This window comes from Actinomadura sp. J1-007, from assembly GCF_009793335.1.
GTDB classification, from domain to species: domain Bacteria; phylum Actinomycetota; class Actinomycetes; order Streptosporangiales; family Streptosporangiaceae; genus Spirillospora; species Spirillospora yumaensis.
Genome location: NZ_WING01000001.1, coordinates 3,448,214 through 3,463,864 on the forward strand (window position 1 = coordinate 3,448,214; position 15,651 = coordinate 3,463,864).

General features: G+C 71.5%; 15 protein-coding genes, 1 tRNA gene and 1 pseudogene. 9 read left to right on the forward strand and 8 right to left on the reverse strand.

All coding sequences use genetic code 11. From position 1 onward, the window contains the following. Positions 1-284 precede the first annotated feature (284 nt). Both GEV43_RS15695 and GEV43_RS15700 read right to left on the reverse strand, forming a co-directional pair. Positions 285-358: transfer RNA gene (locus tag GEV43_RS15695), tRNA-Pro, on the reverse strand. Between the two features lie 75 nt (positions 359-433). Then, positions 434-1,339, reverse strand: coding sequence for a metallophosphoesterase (locus GEV43_RS15700; protein ID WP_309239652.1), 906 nt, complete (start codon positions 1,337-1,339; stop codon positions 434-436). 120 nt (positions 1,340-1,459) lie between these two features. Here GEV43_RS15700 and GEV43_RS15705 point away from each other — a divergent pair, with 120 nt between their 5' ends. Beyond that, positions 1,460-1,915: a GatB/YqeY domain-containing protein gene (locus GEV43_RS15705; RefSeq protein ID WP_160821332.1), complete on the forward strand. Its 456-nt coding sequence runs from the start codon at positions 1,460-1,462 to the stop codon at positions 1,913-1,915. Between the two features lie 43 nt (positions 1,916-1,958). On the opposite strand, the gene GEV43_RS15710 is transcribed toward GEV43_RS15705, so the two are convergent. Continuing rightward, positions 1,959-3,197, reverse strand: coding sequence for a penicillin-binding transpeptidase domain-containing protein (locus GEV43_RS15710; protein ID WP_160821333.1), 1,239 nt, complete (start codon positions 3,195-3,197; stop codon positions 1,959-1,961). Beyond that, complete coding sequence (locus GEV43_RS15715) at positions 3,170-4,294, reverse strand: transglycosylase domain-containing protein (protein ID WP_160821334.1); 1,125 nt, start codon at positions 4,292-4,294, stop codon at positions 3,170-3,172. The genes GEV43_RS15710 and GEV43_RS15715 overlap by 28 nt, the downstream gene beginning before the upstream one ends. A gap of 500 nt (positions 4,295-4,794) precedes the next feature. Here GEV43_RS15715 and GEV43_RS15720 point away from each other — a divergent pair, with 500 nt between their 5' ends. Beyond that, positions 4,795-5,106, forward strand: coding sequence for a WhiB family transcriptional regulator (locus GEV43_RS15720; RefSeq protein WP_160821335.1), 312 nt, complete (start codon positions 4,795-4,797; stop codon positions 5,104-5,106). Between the two features lie 287 nt (positions 5,107-5,393). On the opposite strand, the gene GEV43_RS15725 is transcribed toward GEV43_RS15720, so the two are convergent. Beyond that, positions 5,394-6,554 carry an ArsA family ATPase gene (locus tag GEV43_RS15725; RefSeq protein ID WP_160821336.1) on the reverse strand — a complete coding sequence of 387 codons (1,161 nt, stop codon included), beginning with the start codon at positions 6,552-6,554 and terminating at the stop codon, positions 5,394-5,396. A 69-nt stretch (positions 6,555-6,623) separates the two neighbouring features. Beyond that, positions 6,624-7,630: pseudogene (locus GEV43_RS15730) on the reverse strand (ArsA-related P-loop ATPase). A 204-nt stretch (positions 7,631-7,834) separates the two neighbouring features. Here GEV43_RS15730 and GEV43_RS15735 point away from each other — a divergent pair. Beyond that, complete coding sequence (locus tag GEV43_RS15735) at positions 7,835-8,902, forward strand: slipin family protein (protein ID WP_160821337.1); 1,068 nt, start codon at positions 7,835-7,837, stop codon at positions 8,900-8,902. A gap of 5 nt (positions 8,903-8,907) precedes the next feature. On the opposite strand, the gene GEV43_RS15740 is transcribed toward GEV43_RS15735, so the two are convergent. Continuing rightward, positions 8,908-10,146 carry an MFS transporter gene (locus tag GEV43_RS15740; protein ID WP_160821338.1) on the reverse strand — a complete coding sequence of 413 codons (1,239 nt, stop codon included), beginning with the start codon at positions 10,144-10,146 and terminating at the stop codon, positions 8,908-8,910. 113 nt (positions 10,147-10,259) lie between these two features. On the opposite strand from GEV43_RS15740, the gene GEV43_RS15745 reads away from it, so the two are divergent. The 5 genes from GEV43_RS15745 (at position 10,260) to GEV43_RS15765 (ending at position 13,676) form a co-directional block, all read left to right on the forward strand. After that, a complete protein-coding gene (locus GEV43_RS15745) occupies positions 10,260-10,775 on the forward strand; it encodes a MarR family winged helix-turn-helix transcriptional regulator (protein WP_160821339.1) in 516 nt (171 codons plus the stop codon). A gap of 105 nt (positions 10,776-10,880) precedes the next feature. Then, positions 10,881-11,042: a DUF4177 domain-containing protein gene (locus GEV43_RS15750; protein WP_160821340.1), complete on the forward strand. Its 162-nt coding sequence runs from the start codon at positions 10,881-10,883 to the stop codon at positions 11,040-11,042. A gap of 92 nt (positions 11,043-11,134) precedes the next feature. After that, on the forward strand, positions 11,135-11,596 hold the full coding sequence (locus GEV43_RS15755; protein ID WP_160821341.1) for a RidA family protein: 462 nt from the start codon (positions 11,135-11,137) through the stop codon (positions 11,594-11,596). 228 nt (positions 11,597-11,824) lie between these two features. Continuing rightward, positions 11,825-12,688 carry an NUDIX hydrolase gene (locus GEV43_RS15760; protein ID WP_160821342.1) on the forward strand — a complete coding sequence of 288 codons (864 nt, stop codon included), beginning with the start codon at positions 11,825-11,827 and terminating at the stop codon, positions 12,686-12,688. 178 nt (positions 12,689-12,866) lie between these two features. After that, entirely contained in the window at positions 12,867-13,676 is an 810-nt protein-coding gene (locus GEV43_RS15765; protein ID WP_160824550.1) for an MBL fold metallo-hydrolase, read from the forward strand. Between the two features lie 113 nt (positions 13,677-13,789). On the opposite strand, the gene GEV43_RS15770 is transcribed toward GEV43_RS15765, so the two are convergent. After that, a complete protein-coding gene (locus GEV43_RS15770) occupies positions 13,790-14,476 on the reverse strand; it encodes a Crp/Fnr family transcriptional regulator (RefSeq protein ID WP_067483689.1) in 687 nt (228 codons plus the stop codon). A 321-nt stretch (positions 14,477-14,797) separates the two neighbouring features. Between GEV43_RS15770 and nth the strand changes: the two genes are divergently transcribed. Further along, on the forward strand, positions 14,798-15,532 hold the full coding sequence (gene nth, locus GEV43_RS15780; RefSeq protein WP_160821343.1) for an endonuclease III: 735 nt from the start codon (positions 14,798-14,800) through the stop codon (positions 15,530-15,532). The last annotated feature ends 119 nt before the right edge of the window (positions 15,533-15,651 follow it).

A 15,651-nucleotide genomic window follows, 5' to 3' on the forward strand; every position in this document is an offset into this window, starting at 1 on the left:
AACCACGCTTCGGTAGGACACCGCCGGACGACCTCCGCTCATGCCGCGCAGCGGACGCTACACGCCGCGCGGCGGGGTTCCCTGGCTGCCAACTTCGGCGCATCGGTGACTGCTTGGCAGCTGTCTGAACTCGATGGTTCCGCTGATCGATCTGTGAGGACGCTACCCGCGCCGCTGAGGGCAGGATCAGCTGATGACGTCCAGTCCCAGCGCCGGATGAGAGCCAAACGATCAAAAGGCCGTTCCCCTGTGCTGGGGAACGGCCTCTGACCTGGCGTTATCTGTCGGGGTGGCGGGATTTGAACCCACGACCTCTTCGTCCCGAACGAAGCGCGCTGCCAAGCTGCGCTACACCCCGGTGGTGGCTGCCCGGGAGTCGTACGTGCTCCCGGCGCCTTGACCACTTTAGCGGATGCTGGGGAGTGGTGCGTCCCTAATTTCCCGGGCGGGGGACGAGGGTGAGGAGGGACGCCTCGGGCGGGCAGCAGAAGCGGACCGGGGCCTTGGGGGAGGTGCCGAGGCCGGCGGAGACGTGGAGCCAGGAGCCGTTGTGGCGGTGCAGGCCCTTGACGCGGGGGCGGTCGATGCCGCAGTTGGTGGCCAGGGCGCCGTAGAACGGGACGCAGACCTGGCCGCCGTGGGTGTGGCCCGCGAAGAGGAGGTCGTAGCCGTCGGCGGCGAAGCGGTCGAGGTTGCGGGGTTCGGGGGAGTGCATGACGCCGAGGTGGACGTCGGCCTGGGGGTCGACCGGGCCCGCGATCTTGTCGTAGCGGTCGCGGTCGATGTGGGAGTCGTCGATGCCGCCGAACTCGACGTCGAGGCCGCCGACCTTGAGGCGGCCGATGCGGTTGTTGAGGTCGAGCCAGCCGGCGGCCTGGAGGGACGAGCCGAGCTCGCGGTACGGGAGGTCGGGCTCGCGGCGGCGGCGGCCGTAGTCGGACTTGGACGTGCGCCAGATGTAGCGCAGGGGGTTCTTGAAGATCGGCGCGTAGAGGTCGTTGGAGCCGTACACGAACGCGCCCGGACGGTCGAGGAGGGGGCCGAGGGCGTCCAGGAACGGGCCGATCGCGTCGCGGTGCGAGAGGGTGTCGCCGGTGTTGACCACGAGGTCGGGTTCGAGGGCGTCGAGGGAGCGGACCCAGTGGATCAGGCGGGAGCGGCCCGGGGTGAGGTGCGCGTCGGAGAGGTGCAGGATCTTGACCGAGGGACGGCCCGGGGGCAGCACCGGGACGTCGAAGCGGCGCAGGTGGAACCAGTTCCGTTCGATCAGCGAGGCGTACCCGAAGGTCGCGGCTCCGGCGCCCGCGAGGCCCAGCGGTACGGCGTAGAGCTTCCGCACGGTTCTCCCCTCCAGGGCCCCGTGGCGGGCCCGGTCCCATGCTCCCAGACGGGGACGCCCCTGCCGAATCGCGCCGTAATCCTGGTGAGGCCCCGGTGCGCGTACGGGCATGATGTGAGCATGAGTGCCCTGAAGGAGAAGCTGGAAACCGACCTTTCGACCGCGATGAAGGCCCGCGACGAGGTGCGTACCCGCACGCTGCGCATGGCCCTCACCGCGGTCAAGAACGAGGAGGTCGCCGGCAAGCGGTCGCGCGAGCTGTCCGACGACGACGTGGTGAAGGTGCTCGGGCGGGAGGCCAAGAAGCGCCGGGAGGCGGCCACGGCGTTCGCGGACGCGGGCCGTACCGAGCAGGCGCAGAACGAACGGGACGAGGGCGCCGTCCTGGAGGAGTACCTTCCGGCGCAGCTGGGCGACGAGGAGCTGACCGCGCTCGTCGCCGACGCCATCGCGGAGACCGGCGCGGCGGGGCCGCGGGCGATCGGGCAGGTCATGAAGGCCGTCAACCCCAAGGTCGCGGGGCGTGCCGAGGGCGGACGCGTCTCGGCGGAGGTCAAGCGCCAGCTCGCGGGCTGAGAACGCCGAAGGGCCCGGCTCCGAGGAGCCGGGCCCTTTCGCGTCAGTCGCCGCCCCAGGGGGGCCAGCCGCCGTCGTCCGGCTTGTCGCCGCCGTGGTCGTCGCGTTTCTTGCCGCTGCTCAGATAGATGATGACGGTCGTTCCGGGGGCGGTCTCGGTGCCCGCGTCGGGGGACGTGGCCGCGACCGTGCCCTTCGGCTGGTCGGCCTCGACCGGGCGCGGGGAGACCTTGACCTGGAGGTCGGCGCCCTGCAACTTGGCCTTGGCCGCGGCGAGCGGCAGGCCCTTGACCTTCGGGACGGTCGTGGTGTCGCCGAAGTCCTCGGTCGGCTGGGCGAACTCGGGGGCGGGCTTGCCCGCGAGCGCGTTCTGCATGCTCTGCTGCCACATGGCCCCGGGGGTGTCGGCGCCGAACACGCCGTACACCTTGTACTGCACCGGGCCGCGGTAGTCCCAGTAGGCGGTGGCGGCGGCGAGGTTGGGGGTGTGCCCGGCGAAGACCGCGCAGGAGTGCTCTTCACAGGTGCCGGTCTTGCCCGCGGCGGGACGGCCGATGCTGCGGCCCTTCGCGGTGCCCTTCGTCAGGACGCCCTTGAGGATCGAGTTGACCTTGTCGGCGATGGGCTCGTCGACGGCCTGGTGGCAGTCCTGCTTGGGGAGCTTCAGCTTCTTGCCCGCGCCGTCCACGACCTCGGTGACGGAGATCGGCGCGCAGTACTTGCCGCGCGCCGCGAGGCCCGCGTAGGCGGCGGCCAGGTGCACCATGTCGATCTCGTTGGTGCCGAGGACCTGCGAGGGGATCGGGGCGAGCGCGTTGCCGTCGGCGCGCCTCATGCCGAACTTCTCGGCCATCTTGATGGCGTTGCAGACGCCGACGCGCTTCTCGAGCTGCGCGTAGAACGTGTTGACCGAGTGCCAGGTGCCGGTCTTGAGGTTGAAGTTGCCGGCCTCGCTGTCGCCCGCGTTGGAGACGGACGGCCAGGAGCCGCCGCCCAGCATCTCGTTGTTGTACTTCTTGCCGCCGAACATGCCCGTGTACTTGCACGGCTGGTAGCCCGAGATGCCCATGGTCTGCGGGGAGTTGATGTTGGTGCTGACCGGGACGCCCTGGTCGAGCGCCGCGAGGAGCGTGAACACCTTGAACGTCGAGCCCGCGGACACGCCGCTGCCGCCGCCGTGCGCGGAGTCGGCCGCGAGGTTGATGGTCGTGCGCCGCTTGCCCGCACCGAACCGCTTGCTCACGCCGAGGGCCTTCAGCCTGCCCGTGCCCGGCTCGACCATGGCCTCCGCGCCGACCCGGTTGCCGGGGGCGGCACCTGCCCGCGCAGCGCGCGGTCGACGGCGTTCTGGGCCTTCATGTCGAGGGTGGTGCGGACCGTGTAGCCGCCCCGGTTGAGCTTGTTGACGATGTTCTGGCGCTGCTTCGGCTGCAGCGACCAGTACTTGCCCTTGGACAGGATGTTGAGCATGTCGTACTTCACGTACTCGCAGAAGTACGGCGCGTTGCTCGTCTCGCAGCCGCCCACGGGGTCGGTGCGGTTCAGCTCGATCGGCTTGGCGGCGGCCGCGTCGGCCTGCTGCTTGGTGATGTGCCCGAGCTGGAGCATCCGGTAGAGGACGACGTCGCGGCGCTTGCGCGCGTCCTTCGGGTTGCGGATCGGGTCGTACGCCGTCGGGTTCTGCGTGATGCCCGCCAGCAGCGCGGCCTGCTCCAGGGTGAGCTTGGACGCGGGCTTGCTGAAGTAGCGCTTGGAGGCGGCCTGCACGCCGTAGGCCCCGGCGCTGAAGTACGCGACGTTGAGGTAGCCCTGGAGGATGTCGTTCTTGGTCATCCGCTTCTCGACGTCGAGGGCGAAGCGCAGCTCGCGCAGCTTGCGCCCGACCGTCGGGGCGGTGACCTCCTTGTACTCCTCCGGCGTCGTCGCGCTGTCGACGAGCATGTTCTTCACGTACTGCTGGGTGAGGGTCGAGCCGCCCTGCGTCTGCTCGGACTCCACGTTGGAGGCGAACGCGCGGATCGTGCCCTTCAGGTCGAGCGCGCCGTGCTGGTAGAAGCGCGAGTCCTCGATGTCGACGATCGCCTGCCGCATGATGGGCGCGACCTGGTCGAGCCGTACCGACTCGCGGTACTTGTCGAAGAACGACGCGACGGGCTTGCCGTTGACGTCGTACACCACCGTCCGTTCGGACGGCGGCTGCGTGTTCATCTTGCTGTCCATGTTCTCGAAGTTGTTGGCGGCGTCGCGCGCGGTCAGCCCCGCGCTGCCGACACCGGGCAGCGCGATGAACGCGACGAGGACGCCGGCGACGACCCCTGCCCCCAACAGCCGGAACAGCGTCGAGAACGCCTTACCCCGATCTCTATCAGCATCGTGCACGGGGTCTAGAGTACGCGGGACGACCAGTGCATTCGGGACAGGTCTCGCGCGACACCGCGTTTTGCCCTTCTCGCCGCGTCGATCTTCGCCGGCCCCGGGTGCGATCTTCGCCGGGCCCGGCGCGCGACGGCCGGGTGCGCGGGGCGCGCACGCCGCCTCGTCCGCGCCGTATGGCCGTCGCATGGCCGTCTCGTTCGCGTCGCGCGGGCGTCGTGGGCGTCGCCGGGACGGCGCGGGACGCCGCGCGGAGCGGAACAATCACCCGATCCGTGCCCTCCACGACAACCGTCGTGGTGTCTGGGCCGTCAACTACAGGTAACTAGTCCGTTCCGGCGGTATGGCCCCGGTGGGCTATATCGAGAATGGGCCCATCGGGGGCTGTTGAATCGTGCCTCGCTTCCGTAAGTTCTTCCCCACGGCTTTCGTTTGGCGGCCTGACGTCCGCGCCCGTCCGGCCAAGGAGCGCAAATCGACACAGACCCTAGGGGAGTGGGGCCAAGATGTGGATCACGGATTGGACCGCCCGCGCCGCCTGCCGTAACGCGGATCCGGACGCCCTGTTCGTCCAGGGGGCGGCGCAGAACAGAGCCAAGCTCATCTGTCGCGGCTGCCCGGTGCGGACCGAGTGTCTCGCTGACGCTCTCGACAACCGGATCGAATTCGGTGTCTGGGGTGGGATGACCGAGCGGGAGCGTAGAGCTCTGCTGCGGCGGCGGCCGGATGTGCAATCGTGGCGCGAGCTGCTGGAGACCGCCAAGGAGGAGTACGAGCGGTCGGTCGACGTCGACGAGAGCGAACTCGTCGCGAGCTGACCGGCACTCCTGGCGGTACGGGTCGCGACGTGCGCGGCCCTGTCCAGCGGAGGTCCAAGGACTGAGTCAACGGCTACAGGCCCGTACCCGAGTCATGGGTGCGGGCCTCACCGCTTTTCGGACAGCACTCGCGCGGAATTACGGACGAGCCGAAAAGCGATTGGCCGCATGTGGTCGTACCGGCTCGGTTTAGGACAACCCGCGTCCGGTCGGGCGGGCTTCGCGCGGAAACCGGCCGCACGGTGCCAATCCTCTAGCCCGCACGCGGGGCGAGGTCGCCGGAAGGGTCAGGCGGCGGGCGTAGCCCGGGTGGTGCGCGCCGCGAGGTCTTCGCCGACCTGGCGGAGGCCGTCGAGGTCGTGGACGTCCTCGGCCTGCGCCGGGACGGCCGTCACCGGAACGGTGGGATGCGCCGAGGCGAAGTGGTCGCGGAGCCGTTCCTCGCGGGCGGCGAGCTGCATGCGGTCGGTGTGCAGGCGCAGCAGCGCGGCCGTGAGCGGGTGGTCGCCGCGCTCGTCGAGGGTCTCCGCCGCGGCCTGGCTGCGGGCCGCGGAGAGGCCGTCGGCGGACGACTCGTGGACGCGGTTGACGACGAGGCCGGCGAGCGGCATCCGCTCCTCGGCGAGGCGCTCGACGAAGTAGGACGCCTCGCGCAGCGCGTCCGGCTCGGGCGCGGCGACGACGAGGAACGCGGTGCCCGGCGTCTGGAGCAGCTTGAACGTCTTCTCGGCCCGTTCGCGGAACCCGCCGAACATCGTGTCGAACGCCGCGACGAACGTCTGCACGTCGCGCAGGAGCTGGACGCCGAGCACCTTGTTGATCACGCCGGTGAACATGCCGAACCCGGCGCTGATCACCTTGACGCCGAACCGGCCGCCGGTCTTGGCCGGGGCGGCGAGGATCTTCATGAAGCGGCCGTCGAGGAAGCGGCCCATCCGCTCGGGCGCGTCCAGGAAGTCCAGCGCGTTGCGGGACGGCGGGGTGTCCACGATGATCAGGTCCCAGGCGCCGGAGCGGTGCAGCTGCCCGAGTTTCTCCATCGCCATGTACTCCTGCGTGCCCGACAGGGACGACGACAGCGACTGGTAGAAGGGATTGGCGAGGATCTGCCGGGCGCGGTCCGGGTCGGCGTGCGCCTCGACGATCTCGTCGAACGTCCGCTTCATGTCGAGCATCATGGCGTGCAGCTCGCCGTCGCCCTCGACCTCGATCCGGCGCGGGTTGTTGTCGAGCTCCGACAGTCCCATCGACTGGGCGAGGCGGCGGGCGGGGTCGACGGTCAGCACGACGACGTCGCGGCCCCGCTCGGCGGCGCGCACGCCGAGCGCGGCGGCCGTGGTGGTCTTGCCGACGCCGCCGGACCCGCAGCACACGATGATCTTGGTGCGGGGGTCGTCGAGCAGCGCGTCCACGTCCAGAACGGGCGGGTTCTTACCGGTCGGGCTCATCTTCCTCAGTCTCCCGTGCGGGGGCCGTGCGCCTGCGCGGACGGGTCGTTCGGCGGACCGGGGCCGCGGTCATGCGGCGCCCTGGTCGCGGAGGGCGGCGGCGAGGTCGTAGAGGCCGGCGAGGTCCATGCCGTCCGACAGGAACGGCAGGGTGTAGCGCGGCCGCTCGATCGCTTCGAGGCGTTCCTTCTCGCGGCGCTGGAGGGCGGTGCGGCGGGCGTGCTCGGCGGCCTCGGCGGCGAGGTCGGCGGCGATCGCCTCGGCGCCGTTCTCCAGCCCGGCCGACTTCACGCCGCGGACGATCTCGTCGGTGTCAAGGGCGCCGGCGGCGGCCGCCGCGAGGTCGTCCTCCGGCAGGACGGGGGTGTGCTCCATGTTGACGATCACGCCGCCGACCGGGAGGCCGACCTCCGTCAGGTCGTGGATGCCGTCGAGGGTCTCCTGGACGGGCATCTCCTCCAGCAGCGTGACGAAGTGCACGGCCGTCTCGGGGCTGCGCACGACCTTCATCACGGTGTCGGCGTGGTTGCGGACCGGTCCAACCTTCGCGAGGCCCGAGACCTCGTCGTTGACGTTGAGGAACTTGGTGATCCGGCCGGTGGGCGGGGCGTCCATCACGACCGCGTCGTAGATGAACGAGCCGTTCTTCTCCTTGCGGCGCACCGACTCGCTCGTCTTGCCGGTGAGGATCACGTCGCGCAGGCCGGGCGCGATCGTGGTGACGAAGTCGACGATGCCGAGCTTGGTCATCGCCTTCCCGGCCCGTTTGAGGTTGTAGAACATCTCGAGGTACTCGATGAGCGCCTCTTCGGTGTCGATCGCGAGCGCGTAGACCTCGCCGCCGTCCGGGGCGACTGCGACCTTGCGCTCCCCGTACGGGAGGGGCGGGCAGTCGAAGAGCTGGGCGATGCCCTGCCGGCCCTCCACCTCGACCAGCAGCACCTTCCGTCCCCGGCGGCCAGCGCCAGGGCGAGGGCGGCGGCGACGGTGGTCTTGCCCGTGCCGCCCTTACCGGTGACGACGTGGAGGCGTACGCCGTCCCAGTCGGTGTCTCTCGCGCTCACCCGATCGACCATATCGTTCGCTCGGCAAGGACTTCAGAGGGTGCCCGCTCTCATGCAAGTGATTCCTGACACGGTGCCGTCCATGCTGCGGAAACCCTCGCGGGGCCGTTGTTTCGGGCCTGCCCGCGAGGTTGGGTGGGAAACGTGAAACCGGCCCCCGGGCCGGGTACGACTGGTTGCAGGGCTCCGGACCTTCCTCGTGAAAGGCGGCCCGCGATGGCAGCGGTGATTCTGTTCGTGGTGCTCGGCGTCGTGGTGGTGGGGCTGATCGGCCTGGCGTCGTCGATCCGCGTCGTCCAGCAGTTCGAGCACGGCATCGTCTTCAGGTTCGGCCAGGTGCGGCGGAACGATCAGCTCAGGCCGGGGGCCGTCCGCTCGCCGGGGCTGACGGTCATCCTGCCGATCGTCGAGCGGATGCAGAAGGTCAACCAGCAGACGGTCACGATGAACGTGCCCGCGCAGGAGGGCATCACCCAGGACAACGTCAGCGTCCGCGTGGACGCCGTCGTGTACTTCCGCGTCGTGGACGCGGTGAAGGCGATCGTCAACGTCCAGAACTACGGCTACGCCGTCTCGCAGATCGGGCAGACGTCGCTGCGCTCGGTCATCGGGCAGACCGACATGCAGGAGCTGCTCGGCGAGCGGGAGAAGATCAACGTGCGGCTGCGCGGGATCATGGACGAGATCACCCAGGACCCGTGGGGCATCCTGATCGAGCGCGTCGAGATCAAGGACGTCTCGCTGCCCGAGGGCATGAAGCGCTCGATGGCGCGGCAGGCCGAGGCCGAGCGGGAGCGCCGCGCGCGGATCATCACCGCGGACGGCGAGTTCCAGGCGTCCAAGCGCCTCGCGGCGGCGGCGGAGATCATGTCGCAGGACCCGGCGGCCCTCCAGCTCCGGCTGCTCCAGACGGTCGTGGAGGTCTCCGCCGAGAAGAACAGCACGCTGGTCATGCCCCTGCCCGTCGAGATCCTGCGCTTCTTCGACCGCGCCGCCGGCGGCGGCAGCAGTTCCGAGGGCGAGCCGACGGGCGAAGGCAAGCCCGGCCTGGGCGAACGGCTCGCGAAGGCCGAGGAGGAGCTCGCCAAGGCCGCCGAGAAGCAGCCGCTGGCGCCCGCCGACGAGGTTCCGCCCGTTATCGGCTTGGACGAGCCCAAACCGCACCACGGCCAGGGCGAACGAGGCGAGACCCAGGGCGTGGAGGCGGGCACGGAGGAGAACGGCCCGAGAGGCATCGCAAGCGGCGAATCCGAAGGCCCGCGCCCGCAGACCCCGCCCGAGTAAAAACGTCACTGCACTTGAACGGAAGCCGAAGCGGCCGGGGGCTGTACCGGTGGCGGGTCCAGGGATAGGCGGCGTACGCCGGGGACGGCGGCCGTCGCCAGGCAGCTCCCGCCGACCAGAACGGCCGTGACGGTCAGCGGGACTCCCGGTCCCCAGGCGGAGGCCGCCCACGGCGCGAGGGTGTAGCCGAGGGGCGCCGCGCCCAGGGAGAGCAGCCAGTCGTACGAAGTGACGCGGGCCAGGGCGTGCTGCGGGACCGTTCTCTGCACGACCGTCTCCCAGATCGGGTTGAGGACGCCGAGCCCGGCCATCGCCAGCCCGTACGCGCCGATGACGAGCGGTGCGGGCGCGGAGGCGGCGAGCAGGGCGAGGGGCAGCGCGAACGTCGCGAGGCCCACGTTGGCCACCAGGACGGGGCGGCGCGGCCGCAGCCGGGAGGCGGCCAGCGAGCCGAGCACCAGCCCGGCGGCGCCGACCTGGAGGACGGCGATCCACGCGCCCTCGCCGCCGAGCCGTTCGATGGCGAGCGCGGGCCCGAGCGTCAGCAGGACGCCCGCCGCGCCGTTCCACACCGAGTGCGCGATGAGGCTCGACCAGTACCAGTCGCGGCTGCGCACCTCCGACCAGCCTTCGGCGAGGTCGGCGCGCAGCGAACGGCGCGGTAGGGGGACGTGCCGTACGCGCGCGCACGCGAGCAGTACCGCGCTGAGGCCGAACGACGCCGCGTCCAGCAGGAACGTCCAGCCGGGTCCGACGGTCAGCACGAAGGAGCCCGCGAGCGCGGGTCCGGCGAGCGCGGTGGCGCCGTTCGCGACGGCGAGCAGGGAGTTGGCCTTTTGCAGGCCCTCCCGGTCCACCGTTCCGGCGACCAGCGGCGAGACGGTCGGGTTCTGGAACGCGGACGCGACGCCGCCGACCGCCTGCGCGACCGCGAGGTGGGCGAGCCGCGGCTCGCCGCTGAGCAGTTCGAACGCGGCGTACGCCTGGGCCGCGCAGGCGGCGAGGTCGGTCGCGAGCGCGACCCGGCGGGCGTCGAACCGGTCCGCGGCGACGCCGCCGAACGGCAGCAGCAGCAACCGGGGGACCATCGCGCAGGCCAGCACGAGCGCGAGGGCCGAGGTGGAGCCGGTGGCGCGCAGCACGGCGAGGGCGAGCGCGGCCGGCACCGCCGCGTCCCCGGTCAGCGAGAGCACGCGCGCGCCGAACAGCAGCCGGAAGTCCCGGCCGCGAAGTGGATGAGCCATGCCGGGAAGGTACTTCGTTGACGAACTATTCGTCAACGAACATTTCTGCGTCGAACTGGGTAGGGTGGGCCCCGAACGAGCCACGCGATCCGGCGAGCAAGGAGTACGGCCACATGCCAGGGGAAGCGACGAGGTCCGGCCCGCCGCCCGACCGGACGGACGACCACGTGGCCCGCTGGCTGCCGGTGCTGCCCGATCTCGACCCCGACATCGAGGGCGTCGTGACCCGCGCCGCGTTCCTGACCGACCACCTGCGGCGCGTGAAGGCCGAGTCGCTCGCCGGCCTGGACCTCCAGCGGCACGAGTACGAGACCCTGCACGCGCTCGCCGGGCGCGGCGGGCACGCGGCCCCCTCGCAGCTCGCCGCCGACCTCGGCATGGCGCCCAACTCGGTCACCGGCCGCCTGGACGCCCTGGACCGCCGCGGCTTCGTCCGCCGCCTCCCGTCCGCCACCGATCGCCGCCGCGTGGACGTCGAGCTGACCGACGAGGGCCGTACCGCCTGGCTGGGCGCGATGTCCGCGCTCGGCCACGAGGAGGACCGCCTGCTCGGCGCCCTGAACCCCGACGAGCGCAGGCTCCTGGCGGACCTCCTCCGCCGCGTCATGCGCAAGGCCGAGAACCCCTGACGACCCGGAGCGGCGGGCGGCGCCCGGGGCCGGGACGGGACGGCTCCGGGGTGGCCGGTGCGCGAGGTGGGAAGGGGCGGGGCGCGGCGTCATAGGGTGGCCCCTGTGAAGCGTTTCGAATATGCAACCGTGCCGCTGCTGGTCCACGCGACGAAGCAGATCCTCGACAACTGGGGGCAGGACGGCTGGGAGCTCGTCACCGTGCTGCCGGGCCCGAACCCCGAGAACCTCGTCGCCTACTTCAAGCGCGAGCTCGACGCCCAGTAGCCCGTACGACTCGACATCACCGGACCCGCGGTCCGGACCGGCACCGGCGGGGCCGCGGGCGCGGGCGCGCGGCACCGGGAAGGGAAGTGATCATGGCAACGCCCGAGGAGCGGATCAGGGAGCTCGGCCTCGAACTGCCGGAGGTCGTCAAGCCGCTGGCGTCGTACGTGCCGACCGTGCGCACGGGCTCGCTCGTCTACACGGCGGGGCAGGTCCCGATGGTCAGGGGCGAGCTGCCGGTGACCGGCCGGGTCGGCGCCGAGGTCACCGTCGAGCAGGGGATCGAGCAGGCACGGATCTGCGCGCTGAACGCCATCGCCGCCGTGAAGGCGGAGGTCGGCGAGCTGTCGCGGGTGGCCAGGATCGTCAAGGTGGTCGGATTCGTGGCGAGCACCCCCGACTTCGGCGGCCACCCGCAGGTGGTCAACGGCGCGAGCGACCTGCTCGGCCAGGTGTTCGGCGAGGCGGGCGTCCACGCGCGCAGCGCCGTCGGCGTCGCCTCCCTGCCCCGGAACGCCGCCGTCGAGGTAGAGCTGATCGCCGAGATCGCCTGACTCGGGCCACGCGCCCCCTCCGGCCTCCCGGCCGCGGCGTCGAGCCGTTCGCGAGAACGGTCCGTCGCGGCCGGTCCTCGTTCCCCCTGGGGCTCGGTCGTCCGCGCGCCGCGCCTCGCGCCCGTTCTCCGGTCCTGGTGGGAGACGGGCGCGGGAGGCTCGGGCGGGGGCGGGAGGGGTTGACGGAATGGCGTTCGGTATGTCCGAATGGGCGGCCATGAGGATCACATGTTCAGCCGGGCGCCCGTGAACGGGCTGAAGCTTCCCGCGGAGCTCAGGGAGCAGGTCGAGGGCATCCTCGACGGCAGCGTCCAGCCGGCGCCCGCCCGGCACGCGGCCACGGTCGTGGTGCTGCGCGACCACGAACGGCACGGGTTGCAGGCGTTCATGCTGCGGCGGGTCGCGTCGATGGCGTTCGCGCCGGGCGCGTACGTCTTCCCCGGCGGGTCGGTGGACCCGCGCGACGGCGAGGCCGACCTCGCCTGGTCGGGGCCCGCGCCGTCCGAGTGGGGAACGGCGTTCAACGCGGACGAGACGCTGGCGCGCGAGTTGGTCTGCGCGGCGGTCCGCGAGACGTTCGAAGAGACGCTGGTCCTGCTCGCCGGTCCGACGGGCGAGACGGTGGTGGACGACACCCGCGGCGAGGACTGGGAGGCCGACCGGCAGGCGCTGCTGGACCGTTCCCTGTCGTTCGGCGGGTTCCTCGACCGGCGCGGGCTCGTGCTGCGCTCGGATCTGCTGCGGCCCTGGGCGCACTGGGTCACCCCCGCGATCGAGCCGAAGCGGTACGACACGCGGTTCTTCGTCGCCGGGATGCCGGAGGGGCAGCGGGCCCGCGACGTGAGCACGGAGGCCGACCGCGTGGCGTGGGTCCGCCCGGCGGAGGCGGCCGAGCGGGCGCGGGCGGGCGAGTGGTTCATGCTGCCGCCGACGCTGGCGACGCTGGCCGAACTGGCGGAGTTCGAGACGGTCGCGGGCGTGCTGGCGGCGTCCCGTGACATCGTGGTGCAGGAGCCCCACGCCGAGATCATCGACGGTGAGCCCTACCTCGTCCTTCCCGAGGAGTCGGCGCACCACTACCCCAGGGGATGAACGGACCGTGCTCCCGCGCAGGCTCGCCCGCAGCCGCCTCGCACGCGGCCGGCTCGCGCGCGGGATCGACCCCCTCGCGCACGCGCTCGTCCGGCGGCTGGCGGGCACCTCGGCCCTGCGCCACCTGGACCGCGCGGGCTGGAACCCGGTCCGCCATCCCGATCTTCGCTCGGGCAGGATGGGACGGATGAGCGAGATCGACGGGATGGGAACGGAACGGGCGACCTGCGTGCTGGCGCCCAATCCGTCCATGATGACGCTGGACGGCACCAACACCTGGATCATCGCCGAGCCCGGCGCCGGCGAGGCGGTCGTCGTCGACCCGGGCCCGAAGGACGCCAGGCACCTCAAGCGGGTGGTTGAGACCGTCGCGGCGCAGGGCCGCCGGGTTGGGCTCGTCCTGCTGACGCACGGGCATCCCGACCACGCGGCCGGGGCGGCGCGGTTCGCCGAGATGGCGTCGGCCGCCGCGGCGGGCTCCCGCGTGAACGTGCGGGCCATGGACCCGAAGCACCGGCTCGGCGACGAGGGCCTGGTCGAGGGCGACGTCGTCACCACCGGCGGCCTGGAACTGCGGATCATGGAGACGCCGGGCCACACCCACGACTCGCTCACGTTCTGGCTGCCCGCCGACGGCGCGGTCCTCACCGGCGACACCGTCCTCGGGTACGGGACGACCGTCCTGGAGGGCAGGCTCGGCGACTACCTGAGCTCGCTCGACCGGCTCCGCGCGTTCTCGGCGGACGCCGGCGCGGCCACGATCCTGCCGGGCCACGGCCCGAAGCTGGACGATCCGCTCGCCGCGCTGGACCACTACATCGACCACCGCCGCGAACGCCTCGCCCAGGTCGAGGCCGCCGTGGCGGGCGGCGCACGGACGGCCCGCGAGGTCGTGGAGATCGTCTACGCGGACGTCGATCCGGCGCTCTGGCCGGCCGCCGAGTGGTCGGTCCAGTCGCAGCTCGACTACCTCGACGAGCGCCGCTGACCGTACGGCCCGCCCTCGCCACGCTGTCGATGGGCGAGTGGAGCGTTCCAGGTCGGGCTCGTGCGAGGGGCCGCACGATCACGGCGGGCGGCGCGTGATCGTGCGGTCGGCCGTCACTTGGAGCGCTTGCGGAGCCGTTCGATGTCGAGGATGACGACGGCCCGCGCCTCGATCCGGAGCCAGTTGCGCTGGGCGAAGTCGGCCAGCGCCTTGTTGACCGTCTCGCGGGAGGCGCCGACGAGCTGCGCCAGCTCCTCCTGGGTGAGGTCGTGGTGGACGTGCAGCCCGGCCTCGGACGGCTGGCCGAAGCGTTCGGCCAGGTCGAGCAGGGCCTTGGCGACGCGTCCCGGAACGTCGGTGAAGACGAGGTCGGCCATCACGTCGTTGGTCTTGCGCAGGCGCTGGGCGAGGGCGCGCAGCAGCTGCACCGCGACCTCCGGGTGCCCGGTCAGCCAGGGCCGCAGGTCGTCGTGGCCGAGCCCCGCGAGGCGGCACTCGGTCACGGCGATCGCGCTGGCCGTGCGGGGACGCGGGTCGAACAGCGACAGCTCGCCGAACATCTCGCTCGGCCCGAGCACGCTCAGCAGGTTCTCCCGGCCGTCGGGCGCGGTCCGGGTCAGCTTGATCTTCCCCTCCAGGACCACGTACAGGCGGTCCCCCGTCTCGCCCTCGTTGAAGAGCGTCTGACCGCGTGCGAGCCGCACCTCGGTCACGTTGGCGCGCAGCGCCTTGGCGCCTTGCTCGTCGAGGGCCTCGAACAACGGGGCTCTACTCAGAACGTCCACGTCGCGGTCGGTCACGCTTCTCCTCCTCAAACACCTACATGCATAGTGTGACGTACGTCCCACCGCGTACGTGAAAGTGGGGTCACGGCGCGCCGAAACGGGACCGGGCCGCACCTTTGCGCCCGTGCCTCGCAACGGCGGTCCCGCCCCCGTGGCGGCGCCCCGCGAGCTGGACTTCACGCATCCACCTGAGCTGCCGGTCGCCACGATCCTGTCGCCTCAGTCTACGGACCAACGGGTGAAGGGTGTCACACCGGCTCTCTTCGCCCGTTAGCGGACGGTCCGGAACGCGCTGGTCATACGCCTCGCGGCGGTCCGGGCGGCTACGCTGGCGGCATGGCGACGAACGGGGCCGCGGCGGGGTCCGGGCGCAAGCCCGAAAGCAGGCTGGCACTGGTACGGCGGGCCAGGAGGATCAACCGGACGCTGGCCGAGACCTATCCCGACGCCCATTGCGAGCTCAACTTCGTCAACCCGTTCGAGTTGCTCGTCGCCACCGTGCTGTCGGCCCAGACCACCGACAAACGCGTCAATCTGACGACTCCGGCGCTCTTCCACAAGTACCCCACGCCGGAGGATCTGGCCGCCGCCGATCCCGAGGACGTCGAGCTGATCCTGAAGCCCCTCGGGTTCTACCGGGCCAAGACCAAGTCGGTGATGGGGCTGTCGGCCGCGCTGCGCGACCGCTTCGGCGGCGAGGTCCCCGGGAGGCTGAAGGACCTGGTCACGCTGCCCGGAGTGGGGCGCAAGACCGCCAACGTCGTCCTCGGCAACGCGTTCGATGTGCCGGGAATCACGGTCGACACCCACTTCGGACGGCTCGCCCGCCGCTTCGCCTGGACGGCCGAGACCGACCCGGTCAAGGTCGAGCAGGAGATCGGCGAGCTGATCCCGCGCAAGGACTGGACGATGCTGTCGCACCGGCTGATCTGGCACGGGCGGCGCGTCTGCCACTCGCGGCGCCCCGCCTGCGGCGCCTGCACGCTCGCCCACCTCTGCCCGTCGTACGGCGAGGGCCCGACGGGCGAGGACGAGGCGCGCAAGCTGGTCAAGGAAGGCCCCTTCTCCTGAGCCGTGGCCTCTGCGGGGCCTTGACCTCTGCGGGGCCTCGGCTCCTCCCGAGCCTTTCCGCCGCCCTTTCCGCCGGGCCAGTGCGGTCGGGGCGTTCGAGTAGGTTGAGCGGTTCGGGC